The organism is Pseudoxanthomonas sp. 134C1 (assembly GCF_057773065.1).
Genome location: NZ_JBYMTH010000007.1, coordinates 211,756 through 225,000, shown reverse-complemented (window position 1 = coordinate 225,000; position 13,245 = coordinate 211,756). Strand labels below are relative to the sequence as shown.

At 62.2% G+C, this 13,245-nt stretch carries 8 protein-coding genes and 2 rRNA genes (1 of these 10 only partly in view); 9 read left to right on the top strand and 1 reads right to left on the bottom strand.

Annotation, left to right across the window (positions count from 1 at the left end; translation table 11 throughout):
- From AC3DEZ_RS14535 to AC3DEZ_RS14510, 6 genes are all read left to right on the top strand, one after another.
- Nucleotides 1-2,859 (top strand): 23S ribosomal RNA (locus AC3DEZ_RS14535); it begins 20 nt to the left of the window's first position.
- 122 nt (nt 2,860-2,981) lie between these two features.
- Nucleotides 2,982-3,096 (top strand): 5S ribosomal RNA (rrf, locus tag AC3DEZ_RS14530).
- Nucleotides 3,097-3,193: 97 nt separating this feature from the next.
- The gene (locus tag AC3DEZ_RS14525) at nt 3,194-4,432 is read left to right on the top strand and encodes a dipeptidase (RefSeq protein WP_488388851.1); all 1,239 of its coding nucleotides are present in this window, start codon (nt 3,194-3,196) and stop codon (nt 4,430-4,432) included.
- Nucleotides 4,433-5,202: 770 nt separating this feature from the next.
- Nucleotides 5,203-6,711, top strand: coding sequence for an EAL domain-containing protein (locus AC3DEZ_RS14520; RefSeq protein WP_488388860.1), 1,509 nt, complete (start codon nt 5,203-5,205; stop codon nt 6,709-6,711).
- Nucleotides 6,712-6,866: 155 nt separating this feature from the next.
- Nucleotides 6,867-7,745, top strand: coding sequence for an RNA polymerase sigma factor RpoH (gene rpoH, locus AC3DEZ_RS14515; protein WP_488388850.1), 879 nt, complete (start codon nt 6,867-6,869; stop codon nt 7,743-7,745).
- A 139-nt stretch (nt 7,746-7,884) separates the two neighbouring features.
- A complete protein-coding gene (locus AC3DEZ_RS14510; RefSeq protein ID WP_488388849.1) occupies nt 7,885-8,352 on the top strand; it encodes a DUF1203 domain-containing protein in 468 nt (155 codons plus the stop codon).
- Here AC3DEZ_RS14510 and AC3DEZ_RS14505 read toward each other — a convergent pair.
- Entirely contained in the window at nt 8,346-9,611 is a 1,266-nt protein-coding gene (locus AC3DEZ_RS14505) for an NAD(P)/FAD-dependent oxidoreductase (RefSeq protein WP_488388848.1), read from the bottom strand. The genes AC3DEZ_RS14510 and AC3DEZ_RS14505 overlap by 7 nt on opposite strands.
- A 223-nt stretch (nt 9,612-9,834) precedes the next feature.
- On the opposite strand from AC3DEZ_RS14505, the gene AC3DEZ_RS14500 reads away from it, so the two are divergent.
- From AC3DEZ_RS14500 to AC3DEZ_RS14490, 3 genes are all read left to right on the top strand, one after another.
- Nucleotides 9,835-10,518 (top strand): response regulator transcription factor, encoded by a 684-nt coding sequence (locus AC3DEZ_RS14500; protein ID WP_488388847.1) that lies wholly within the window; start codon nt 9,835-9,837, stop codon nt 10,516-10,518.
- Complete coding sequence (locus AC3DEZ_RS14495; protein ID WP_488388846.1) at nt 10,515-12,347, top strand: sensor histidine kinase; 1,833 nt, start codon at nt 10,515-10,517, stop codon at nt 12,345-12,347. Before AC3DEZ_RS14500 ends, AC3DEZ_RS14495 begins: the two co-directional genes overlap by 4 nt.
- Nucleotides 12,348-12,670: 323 nt before the next feature.
- Nucleotides 12,671-13,219 carry an ECF-type sigma factor gene (locus AC3DEZ_RS14490; protein WP_488388845.1) on the top strand — a complete coding sequence of 183 codons (549 nt, stop codon included), beginning with the start codon at nt 12,671-12,673 and terminating at the stop codon, nt 13,217-13,219.
- Nucleotides 13,220-13,245 lie beyond the last annotated feature (26 nt).

Below are 13,245 nucleotides of genomic sequence, written 5' to 3'. Positions count from 1 at the left end.
ACGGTGGATGCCTTGGCGGTCAGAGGCGATGAAGGACGTGGCAGCCTGCGAAAAGTGCGGGGGAGCTGGCAACAAGCATTGATCCCGCAATGTCCGAATGGGGAAACCCACTGCTTCGGCAGTATCCTGCAGTGAATACATAGCTGCTGGAAGCAAACCCGGTGAACTGAAATATCTAAGTAACCGGAGGAAAAGAAATCAACCGAGATTCCCTGAGTAGTGACGAGCGAACGGGGACCAGCCCTTAAGCTGGAAAGGTTTTAGAAGAACAGTCTGGAAAGACTGGCCATAGACGGTGATAGCCCGGTATTCGAAAAGGCCTTTTCAGTGAAGACGAGTAAGGCGGGGCACGAGAAACCCTGTCTGAACATGGGGGGACCATCCTCCAAGGCTAAATACTCCTGACCGACCGATAGTGAACCAGTACCGTGAGGGAAAGGCGAAAAGAACCCCGGAGAGGGGAGTGAAATAGACCCTGAAACCGTGTGCGTACAAGCAGTAGGAGCCCGCAAGGGTGACTGCGTACCTTTTGTATAATGGGTCAGCGACTTACTGTTCGTGGCAAGCTTAACCGTATAGGGGAGGCGAAGGGAAACCGAGTCTGATAAGGGCGCATAGTCGCGGGCAGTAGACCCGAAACCGGGTGATCTAGTCATGCCCAGGGTGAAGGTGCCGTAACAGGTACTGGAGGCCCGAACCCACTCCCGTTGCAAAGGTAGGGGATGAGGTGTGATTAGGAGTGAAAAGCTAATCGAACCCGGAGATAGCTGGTTCTCCTCGAAAGCTATTTAGGTAGCGCCTCATATGTATCCTCTTGGGGGTAGAGCACTGTTATGGCTAGCGGGACATCGCGTCTTAGCAAACCATGGCAAACTCCGAATACCAAGACGGACTGTATGGGAGACACACGGCGGGTGCTAACGTCCGTCGTGAAAAGGGAAACAACCCAGACCCACAGCTAAGGTCCCAAATTTAGTGCTAAGTGGAAAACGATGTGGAAAGGCACAGACAGCCAGGAGGTTGGCTTAGAAGCAGCCACCCTTTAAAGAAAGCGTAATAGCTCACTGGTCGAGTCGGTCTGCGCGGAAGATTTAACGGGGCTAAGCACTAAACCGAAGCTTGGGGTGCACACTTATGTGTGCGCGGTAGAGGAGCGTTCCGTAAGCCTGCGAAGGTGGCTTGAGAAGGCTGCTGGAGGTATCGGAAGTGCGAATGCTGACATGAGTAACGATAATGCGGGTGAAAAGCCCGCACGCCGAAAGCCCAAGGTTTCCTTGCGCAACGTTAATCGACGCAGGGTTAGTCGGTCCCTAAGGCGAGGGCGAAAGCCGTAGTCGATGGGAAGCAGGTTAATATTCCTGCACCTCGCGTGAGTGCGATGGAGGGACGGAGAAGGTTAGGTGTACCGGGCGTTGGTTGTCCCGGGGAAAGGCGGTAGGTGTGGAACTTTGGCAAATCCGGGTTCCTTTAACACCGAGCACCGAGACGAGCTCATTAGAGCGAAGTCACTGATACCACGCTTCCAGGAAAAGCTCCTAAGCTTCAGCTCACGAAGACCGTACCGTAAACCGACACAGGTGGGTAGGATGAGAATTCTCAGGCGCTTGAGAGAACTCGGGTGAAGGAACTAGGCAACATGGCACCGTAACTTCGGGAGAAGGTGCGCCCTTTTTGGTGGCTGCATGCGCAGCTGAGCTGAAGAGGGCCTCAGAAACCAGGCCGCTGCGACTGTTTATCAAAAACACAGCACTCTGCAAACACGAAAGTGGACGTATAGGGTGTGACGCCTGCCCGGTGCTGGAAGGTTAATTGATGGGGTCAGCCGCAAGGCGAAGCTCTTGATCGAAGCCCCAGTAAACGGCGGCCGTAACTATAACGGTCCTAAGGTAGCGAAATTCCTTGTCGGGTAAGTTCCGACCTGCACGAATGGCGTAACGACAGCGGCGCTGTCTCCACCCGAGACTCAGTGAAATTGAAATCGCTGTGAAGATGCAGCGTTCCCGTGGCAAGACGGAAAGACCCCGTGAACCTTTACTATAGCTTTACATTGAACGTTGAGTTCGTCTGTGTAGGATAGGTGGGAGGCTATGAAACCATGGCGCTAGCTGTGGTGGAGCCAACCTTGAAATACCACCCTGATGTGCTTGACGTTCTAACCTAGGCCCGTAATCCGGGTCGGGGACCATGTATGGTGGGTAGTTTGACTGGGGCGGTCTCCTCCCAAAGAGTAACGGAGGAGCTCGAAGGTACGCTCAGCGCGGTCGGACATCGCGCACTGTGTGCAAAGGCATAAGCGTGCTTGACTGCAAGAGCGACGGCTCAAGCAGGTACGAAAGTAGGACTTAGTGATCCGGTGGTTCTGTATGGAAGGGCCATCGCTCAACGGATAAAAGGTACTCCGGGGATAACAGGCTGATACCGCCCAAGAGTTCATATCGACGGCGGTGTTTGGCACCTCGATGTCGGCTCATCACATCCTGGGGCTGTAGTCGGTCCCAAGGGTATGGCTGTTCGCCATTTAAAGTGGTACGCGAGCTGGGTTCAGAACGTCGTGAGACAGTTCGGTCCCTATCTGCCATGGGCGTTGGAAGTTTGAGAGGGGCTGCTCCTAGTACGAGAGGACCGGAGTGGACGAACCTCTGGTGTTCCGGTTGTCACGCCAGTGGCATTGCCGGGTAGCTATGTTCGGAAGCGATAACCGCTGAAAGCATCTAAGCGGGAAGCGCGCCTCAAGATGAGACTTCCCGGGGCACAAGCCCCCTGAAGGAACCATGTAGACTACGTGGTTGATAGGTCAGGTGTGTAAGCGCTGCAAGGCGTTGAGCTAACTGATACTAATGATCCGTGCGGCTTGACCATATAACCTCAAGTGGCCTTGGACTCGACGGCAACGTCGATGAGAATCCAATGCCCGCTACGTCACAAGACCCTATGTGAGACAGGCGCCTCATCCCTTCGGATGGCGACGCTCCAACCGTCTCCCTGGTGAAATTAGCGCTGTGGTCCCACCCGTTCCCATCCCGAACACGGAAGTGAAACGCAGCTGCGCCGATGGTAGTGTGGCCTAAGCCATGCAAGAGTAGGTCATCGCCAGGGGCTTTACCCCTAAACCCCCAGCCAACTGGCTGGGGGTTTTTTCTTGCCCGCTGATCGCCAACAATCGGAGTTTCCTAACACTTCGGGGATCAGGGGAATGAAGCAACGTGTTCTGGCCATCGTCCTAGGCATGTCACTGGCGGCGCCCACATGGGCTGCCGACAAGGCGGGAGCCACTCCGGCGCAGGCGCGCCAGATCCATGAGTCCGCCCTTGTGCTGGATACCCACCTGGACACGCCGGCCAATTTCCAGCGCCCCGGCTGGAGTATCCGGGACCGGCATGACCACGAAGGCGATCAATCACAGGTGGATCTGCCGCGGATGAAGGAAGGCGGGCTGGATGGCGGTTTCTGGGTGATCTACACCGAGCAAGGCGCGCGCGACGAAGCCGGCAATCGGGAGGCACGCGATCACGGTTTGGTGCGCCTGACCGAAATCAGAGAGATGCTCGCGGCCAATGCGGCGGATTTCGAGCTGGCCTTGAGTGCCGCCGATGCAGAGCGCATCGCTGCATCCGGCAAACGAGTTTCCTTCGTCAGCATGGAGAACGCTTCGCCGCTGGCGAGCGATCCGAGCCTGCTGGAGCTCTACCAAAAGCTTGGCCTGCGGATGCTCGGGGTCACCCACGTGAAAAACAATGACTTCGGCGATTCATCCACCGACGCGGCTGGACCGCAGTGGAATGGCCTGAGTCCGAAGGGCAAGGCGTTGGTGGCTGATGCCAATCGACTGGGGCTGATCCTGGACGCGTCGCACGCCAGTGATCTGGTGTTTGACCAACTACTCGAACTCTCAAAGGCGCCTATTGTGCTGTCGCACACCAGCGCCGACGCCGTGTTCGATCACCCGCGCAACATCGATGATGCCCGCATTCGCAAGCTTGCCGCCAAGGGCGGCGTCATCCATGTCAATGCCTACGGTGGTTACCTGATTTCCATTCCGAAGAATCCCAAGCGCGAAGCCGCACTTGAGGCACTCTCTGAGAAATACGGTGATGAAAGCGGTCGGGACGATGCCAGGATTCAGGCCTATCTGAAGGAACGCGCGGAAATTGACCAGCGCTTCCCGGTACCCAAAGCCACATTCGAAGACTACATGCGGCATTTGCTGCATATCCTCAAGGTGGCGGGGCCGGAACATGTGGGAATCGGCGCGGACTGGGATGGCGGCGGTGGCGTGGAGGGATTGGAAGACGTATCGGCCCTGCCCAGGATCACGGAACGCCTCTTGAAGGAGGGCTATACCGAAGCAGACGTCCGTGCCATCTGGGGCGGCAATCTGCTACGGATCATGCGTGCGGTGGAGGCTGCCGCGCAGACAAAGCCCAAGCACTAGGCGCACATCCGGCCGCCACCGCGCTGGATGCCCCGGTGGCGGTCGATGTGTTCCAGCTTGCTGGCAGGAAATGGGAAGCCGGCCGCTCGCCATGATGGCGCGAGGCTCGGGGGGAACGGTCCACCTGATCCGCAGTGAGTCGACGCTCCAGATGAGCAAGCGCGCCCTCCCTGCAGAAGGGCGCGCGACGATTTCAGCGTGTCAACATGGAGCCGACAGATGTACGGCGGCCGACTCTTTCCGCTACCAGATTGGATGACGCGACTCGATGCAGGGCGTTGCAGCTTATTCATCAGCGGGAAAGGCAGCGATGCGTGATGAGCTGGCGTGATGTCTTGAGCGCTCATGGAGCCATCCGGTTGCACAGATAGCGGGCCGTACGGCTAGGTAGCCGTGAACGGTTGTCCTTCTGCGATCCTTTTCAGAAATGTCCGATTCCTGCACGGAATCACTTTGGGCGACATTACCGTCCGCGACATGAGTTCGCGATCGAATCTCTCACGTCCCCGGCCAGCGGCATACCTCCGGTGTGCACCATCGACGTGGGAGTCTCCGCACCAGTCAGGTGCGCGACACAAAGTGGTTCCCTTTCCCGAGTCATGCATGCCTTACGCGCCAAAGTCGAACCGACAGGCCGTCCTCCAGCGGGATGGTGGGGTGGGGTGCATGGCGGGCTCACGGTGGGCCAATGGTGTGCTCGCTGGCATTTCCGACGGCATGCATTCCATGCGGGACTGATCTTGCTGGCGGTCACGGTGCCGTGCTTGCTGGTGCTTCTCTGGTTCCGTGGGGACACCCTGCACGCCGACAACGAGGCACTTCAGGAGCGGCAGCGGGCGCTGATGCAACTGGAAACGATGCTCGATGGCGTTCACGCCGCAGCCGGTGAGGCAATGCCTTTGGCTGACGGTCGCTGCGCGGACGTGATCGATGCCCTGCGTCTCTGGGCGGCGGTGGTACCGCAGGTACGCTCCCTGTTGTTGGCACGCGAAGGAGTGGTGTATTGCAGCACGTTGTCCGGTGACGTGATCGCCAGCCCGGCATCGTTCTGGCCCGACCATGAAACGCTGGCACTGATCGACGGCAATGCGGTCGCCCCTGATCGCCCCCTACTGCTGTATCGGTTGACCCTGGGATCGCAGCAGGTCATCGCGGTCATGGATGCCCTGCATGTCTGGCAGGGCGGTGCATCCGAGGATGCCGCCGGCAGGATGACATGGCGCGTGGCTGACATGCAGATAGGGAGTGATGGACGCCTGCGGCCAGGGATAGCCGGGCAGGTGAACGATGCAAGCGTGACGGCGTCGTCGCGGTATCCAATGGCGCTTGCCTCGACCCCGTTTGCCGGGAAACCGGCGTTGCCCGGATCACTGTTCCGTGCTCCGGTTCTGTGGGCACTTCTCGCCGGCATTCCCGCAGGATATCTGGCTCATCTCTTTCTACGGCGCCGGCATGGCTTGCCCAGGGAATTCGAGCGGGCCATCCAGAAAGGCGAGTTCATTTCCTACTACCAGCCATTGGTGCGCGCGGCCGACATGGAATGGGCCGGCCTGGAAGTACTCGCGCGTTGGGCACACCCGTCCCGTGGATTGCTGACCCCGGACAGTTTCATGCCCAGCCTGGAACAGACCGACCTCATTTTGCCGATGACGGCGCAGTTGATGGAGCAGGCCGCGGGCGAACTCGCTGACATGCTCCCGCTGCTGCCGGCCAGCTTCCATATCTCTTTCAACATCACGCCCGCACACCTCACCGGGCGTTGGTTGCCCGAACAATGCCAGCGCTTCCTGGCAGCGTTTCCGCCGGGCAGAATCGGCCTGGTCCTGGAACTGACCGAGCGCGAAGGGGTGGATGCCGATGCCGCCGTGCACGCCGTGCTGGACGAAGTCCGGCGGATGGGCGTACGGATTGCACTGGATGATTTCGGCGTGGGGCATTCCAATCTTGGCCACCTGCAGGAACTGCGGGCAGACCGGCTGAAGATCGATCGCGGATTCGTCGCCCGGCTGGTGGCGCCTGGGCGGATGACGCCTATCCTGCGGACCATCCTGGATCTGGCCGAGCGCATGGACCTGGATGTGGTGGCCGAAGGGGTGGAAAACTGGACGCAGGCGGATGCGTTAGCCCGGCACGGCGTAACCCTGCTGCAGGGATACCTGTTCGCCCGGCCGTTGGCCGGCGCGGACCTGGCCTCTGTCCTGGCCCGATCGCCTGGTCCGCGCCGGGCACGAAGCAATGGCGTTCTCGCTGAAGTTCAAGTGACTGATTCGACAAGATAAATTCGTGCGTGAGATTACTTTTGGGGCATGTGCCGCACTGTTCCCGTTTGCCGTACGAAAGCTGAACGTCTTCCCTCCATCGTTCCATTGCCGGGATGATGGGGAACTCTTTTACCGGTTAGCAGTCGAACAACCCGACTGCTAAGATGACCCTCATGAGCCAGAACTCCTCCGCCACCGCCCTGGTGGCCAACAGCCTCCCCATCCCCAGCGCCCTCGGTTCGCTCGAGGCCTACATCGGCGCCGTGCACCAGATTCCGGTGCTGACGGTCGATGACGAGCAGACGCTCGCCCGTCGTTACCGCGATGACGAAGACCTGGACGCCGCCCGTGAACTGGTGCATTCGCACCTGCGGTTCGTGGTGCACGTGGCTCGTGGCTACAACGGCTACGGCCTGCCCCTGGGCGATCTGATCCAGGAGGGCAACATCGGCCTGATGAAGGCGGTGAAGCGCTTCGATCCGGACATGGGCGTCCGCCTGGTGAGCTTTGCGGTGCACTGGATCCGGGCGGAAATGCACGAGTTCATCCTGAAGAACTGGCGCATCGTGAAGGTCGCGACCACCAAGGCGCAGCGCAAGCTGTTCTTCAACCTGCGCAAGTCCAAGACCCGCCTGGGTTGGATGAACGCGGAGGAAGTCAGCGCCGTTGCCAAGGACCTCAATGTGTCCGAGCGCGAGGTGCTGGAAATGGAATCGCGCCTGTCCGGTCGTGATATCGGCTTCGACGCGCCGGGTGACGAAGACGACGAACACGCGCCGCCGTCACCGGTGAACTACCTGATGGCAGGAGACGAGGATCCGTCGCAGGCCTATGAGCGTGCCGACAGTGAAGACAACCAGTTGGAACTGCTGCGCGAAGGCCTGGCCGGTCTGGATCAGCGTTCGCGCGACATCGTCAAGCGCCGCTGGCTGGATGCGGACAGCAAGATCACGCTGCAGGAACTGGCGGACGAGTACGGTGTTTCCGCCGAACGCATCCGTCAGATCGAGGCCAATGCGCTCAAGAAGATGAAGGCATTGTTTGCCGCCTGAGCACGGCATTCCTGACGAGGTGTGCGTGACGCGATGAAGACGGCTCCGGAAACGGGGCCGTTTTCTTTTTCGCGCAAGAATCGGATGGCGGCGCCACGCTCTTCCGGAGACTCTGTCCACCCGTTCGCAGGAGTCCTCCATGTCATACCGCATAGCCGGTCTTTCCCCCGATTTGTTCGCCCACCTGTGGCCGTTGGATGACGCAAGCCTGGACATGCAGGCCATCCGGCGCGTGGTCGCGGACAACGATCGCGGTTTCCCGTGCCGTGTCTCGCTGGATAACGCGCGCGCGGGGGAAACCCTGTTGCTGCTGCCCTTCCAGCATCATGACGTGGCCGGGCCTTATCGGGCCGGTGGCCCGATCTTCGTGCGTGAACAAGCCACCCAGGCGGCGGTGTTCGTGGACCGGATTCCCGATACGTTCCTGCGCCGCCTGCTGTCCGTGCGTGCCTACGATGCCAGTGGCTGGATGCAGGGATCCGAAGTCGTGGAGGGTACCCAACTGATCCAGACCATCGAGGCTTTCCTCCAGCGCGAGGAAGTGGATTACCTGCATCTGCACAATGCGCGCCCCGGGTGTTTCGCGGCGCGCGTGGAGCGTCACTGATCCGGTGGGGTTTCTGCGGTGCCGAAGATGATGCGTGCGCCGCGCTGATAGCTCCAGTAGGCCCATGCCCAGTTCAGCAGCACGACCAGCCGGTTGCGGAAGCCGATCAGGAAAAACACGTGTGCGGCCAGCCAGAACCACCACGCGAGCAGGCCGGACAGCTTGAGTCTGCCCAGGTGCACCACCGCGGCCATGCGGCCGATGGTGGCGAGGTTGCCGAAATCCCGGTAGTGGAAAGCAGTCGTGGCCTTGCCGGCCAGGCGCGCGCGAATCATCGCCGCGATATGCCGTCCCATCTGCTTGGCGGCGGGAGCGACGCCGGGCACGGGCCTGCCATCGCTCTGTACGGAAGCCAGGTCGCCGCCGACGAAGATTTCGGGATGCCCGGGTACGCTCAGGTCGGGCTGGACGATCACGCGTCCGGCACGATCCAGCGGGACGTCGAGGGACCGCGCGAGTGGGGAGGCGGCGACGCCCGCCGCCCAGACCACCGTTCTCGCGGGCACGAAAGTATCGCCGAGCTGATAGCCCGCTTCGCTGATGGCGGTGACCGGCACATCCGTGCTGACTTCCACCCCCAGTTTCTCCAACTGGCGGCGGGCGCGCACGGACAGATCTTCCGGGAAGGAGGCCAGAACACGCGGACCGGCCTCGACGAGGCGCACGCGGGCTTCACCCGGATCGATGTTGCGGAACTCGTTCTTCAGCGTATGCCGCGCGATCTCGGCGAGCGTGCCGGCCAATTCCACTCCGGTGGGACCGCCACCGACGATAGCGAAATTGAGCCACGCCGCACGCCGGGCCGGATCCTGCTCGGCCTCGGCCCGTTCGAACGCCAAAAGCAGGTGGCGCCGCAGGTACAGCGCATCGTCCAGGGTCTTCAGCCCAGGCGCGTGTTTCGCCCACTCGTCGTGGCCGAAGTACGCGTGGGTGGCGCCGGTCGCCAGCAGGAGATAGTCGTAGTCCAGGGATCCGCCATCGCCCAGTTGAAGCCGACGTGTCTCCGGGTCCACCCGGGTCACCTCCGCGAGCCGCACTTCCACGTTGGCCTGGCGGCGCAGGATGTGGCGCAGCGGCGCGGCGATGTCGGGCGCGGACAGGCCGGCGGTCGCCACCTGGTAGAGCAGTGGCTGGAACAGGTGATGGTTGCGGCGATCGATCAAGGTGATCCGCACCGGGGCTCTGGCCAGGGCCCGGGCCGCCCATAAGCCGGCAAAGCCGCCGCCGATGATGACCACGTGGGCGCGGGAAGGGCTCATCGAAGCGCTCCGCGAATGAGCGGGACGCCTGATTGACACCCGTTGGGCGTCGACGGGAACGCCGACGTAGGGAGAGCGACGGTATCCATGGAGGGAATTCTGGCATGGACGCGCGCAGACGCAAGATGGAGGCGCTCTTCATTTGATTTGCGCGCGCGCGAGCCATCCATGTCACGTTAGACTTGGTTGCCGGAGCCGCCGAAGGTGCGACGGTGCAGGGGGAATGATGCAGCCACAGCCGATCACACTGGATGCAGTGCTGGTCATCGAAGACGATCCCGTCGTACGCCGTCGGATTGCACGGCTGGTGGCTGGAATCGCGGAACCGGGAGCGCATGTCGCCGACGTCGACTGTCTGGCGGCCGCGCGTTCACGCCTGCAGGAACGGCCCTTCGCGCTGGCGCTGGTGGATGTGCAACTGCCGGATGGCAGCGGCATCGATCTGATCGCCTGGATGCAGCGACACGCGCCAGGTACGCAGGCGGTCATCGTGTCCGCATGGGCGGAGGAGGAAATCATCCTGGCGGGCGTGCGCGCGGGTGCGGTCGGCTATCTGCTGAAGGAACGCGATGACACCGAAATCCTGATGTCATTGAAGAGCCTGCGGGAAGGCGGTGCGCCCATCGATCCCATGATCGCCCGCCGCATCCTGGCACTGCTGCCGGCCGCGATGGCGCCGCCAGCCATCGTTCCCCGGGAAACAGCGCAGGACGTCTATCTGTCGGATCGCGAGCGCGAGATCCTGGGACTGGTGGCGCAGGGGTTCAGCAATCGCGAGATGGCGGATCTGCTGTCGCTGTCCCGGCTCACCATCGAATGCCACACCAAGAACATCTATCGCAAGCTCGCGGTCGGGTCACGTACGGCGGCGGTGTTCGAAGCCCGGGCAATGGGCTTGTTGCCATGATGGTGCGCGGATGGATGCTGCTGTTGTGTCTGCTTTTCTGCCTGCCATGGTCCGGACCGGCGAGCGCGCAGGCTGTCCAGACCGTCACGATTGATCGTGCCGAAGCGGTGCGGTCGGACTGGGAGGCGACCGCGCCCCCGGACCAGGGTTGGGAACCCGTGCAACTGGTGGATTTCTGGGACGCGCGCTGGCCGGACCATGACGGTGTGGTCTGGTATCGCCTGCGATGGGAGCAGCCGGCGACCCGGCAGCCGGTCGGTCTGCTGGTGAACTACATCTGCCTGTCCGGAGCGATCTACGTCAACGGCAATCTGGTGGCACGCGCTCCGAGCCTGGTCGAACCGCTTTCACGCGCATGGGTGGCGCCGTACTACCAGCTGATCCCGGCGACCTTGCTGCGCCAGGGCGAGAACACCCTGCTGGTGCGGGTCTCGGGCCTCTCGGCCTACCAGCCAGGCTTCGGCACGGTGACGATCGGCGAGCCCGCCGCCATACAGGCGGTGTATCGGCAGGAGCGTTTCGCACGCCACGACATCAAGCTGATCAACGTCGCCATGAGCATGGTGATGGGCGGGCTGTTCCTGATGCTGTGGCTGTTCCGTCGCCGGGACTCGGTCTATGGCTGGTTCGCCCTGTCGGAACTGGCGGGATCGCTGTATGGCGCGAACTACATCGTTTCGAGCCCGTGGCCGTTCGGCACCACCGATGGCTGGCAGGCGTTCGTGGCGGCGATGTACCTGGTGACCGGCGCGAGCTACGCGATGTTCCTGTTCCGCTACGCGGAGCGGCGGTTTCCGCGCATCGAGAGACTGATGGCGCTGGCGAGCGTGGTCGCGGTGGCGACGGCCCTGCTGGCGCCGGGCTGGATGGGACCGGCGCGCACACCGTGGATCGTGCTGGGAGGCCTGTTCTTCTATTTCGGCATCGGCTATTTCCTGACGCAGGCGTGGCGGCGTCGCCGGGTCGACTTCCTGGTACTGGCGGCCTGCCTGCTGTTGCCGGTGCTGATCTCTTTCTATGACTTCGCCCTGTTCTTCGGTTGGGTGCACAGCGACACCTATCTGCTCAGCCTCACGTCGGTGTTGACGCTGATCGGCATCGGCTTCGTCCTGTCGCATCGCTTCGTCACCGCGATGCGGCGCATCGAGGGATTCAACGAGGAACTGCAACAGGAAGTAGCGGCGGCGACATCGCGCCTGTCGGACACGCTGTCACAGCAGCACGCGCTGGAACTGGCACATGGCCGGGCCGGGGAACGTCTGCAACTGGTACGCGATCTGCACGATGGTTTCGGCGGCACGCTGGTAGGCGCCATCGCCCAACTGGAGAATGCGCCGGAAGACACGACGAAGGCGCAGATCGTGGGTACGCTGAAGGACATGCGTGACGATCTGCGGCTGGTGATCGACAGCACGGCACGGGAGCATGCGGCACTGGCGGCACAACTGGCGCCGCTGCGACACCGGTTGGGCCGGTTGCTGGAAACCGCCGACATCGACAGCCGTTGGCAGCTGGAAGGCCTGGACGGTGTCGAACTCGGCCCCGCGCGCAGCCTGGATTTGCAGCGGCTATTGCAGGAGGCGCTGACCAACGTGTTCAAGCACAGCCGGGCCCGTCAGGTGAAAGTCCGCCTGGCGAGGGCGGGTGACCGCTTGCAGTTGCACATCGAGGATGACGGACAGGGATTGCCGGGTCAGAGCGAGGAACCGGCCCGCGGCGCCGGGCTGGGCAGCATGCGGGCGCGGGCCCAGCGCCTCGGCGGGCAGCTCCGCATCGACTCGGACACCGGGGGAACCCGGCTGAGGCTGGAGTTTCCGGTACTGGCCTGACGCCCGCTTCCGCCAACGCCCACATCGATGCCCACCACTCCGATACCCACCGGTTTGGCGGATGATTTCGAAGCCTTGTCTGACAGAGAAAAGCTTCGGGGAAGGCCGCCAGGCGGACGTGACCTCGGGGAACCGAGCGCGGACAGGTTCGTGACGACGCGGCCTGACGCGGACCGGCAAGGGTGCGGCCTGCCCCCGTCGCAGCCGGGCCGTACTGGCCGCCGCAATGGAAGAACCCCGTTGATCCCACCATGCAGTACGCCACGCCGAAGAACTTCGCTACCATGCGCGCGACCCCTTTGCCGGGTCGTGATGGAGGGGCGATGGGAGACAACATCACCCGCCTGCTGCAGGGCTGGCGCGCCGGCGATGCGATGGCGCGGGACCGTCTGTTGTCCGACGTCTACGACACCCTGCGCGACATGGCGCGGATGCGCTGGCATCGGCACGGCGCGAGCCACACGCTGCAGCCGACCGCCGTGGTGAATGAAGCCATGTTGCGCCTGCTCGGCAATGAGATCGACTGGCAGGACCGGGCGCATTTTTTCGCGATGGCGGCGCTGAAGATGCGCGCGGTGATGGTCGATCACGCGCGCGCGCAACTGGCCGAGAAGCGTGGTGGCGAGGTGGCAATGCTGACGTTGTCCCATGCCGAATCCGTTGCCGGGAACGAGGCGTTCGACGTGCTGGCGCTGGATCTGGCGCTGCAGCGCCTGGCCCGCCGGGATCCCAGGGCGGCCCAGGGTCTGGAAATGGCTTACTTCGGTGGCATGGAACGTGACGAAATCGCCTGCGTGCTGGGGGTCTCTCCCTCTACCATCGACCGCGACCTGAAGGTGGCCAAGGCCTGGCTGCGCAAGGAACTGGCCTGATCGGCCACGCGGCCCCACGGGGGAGA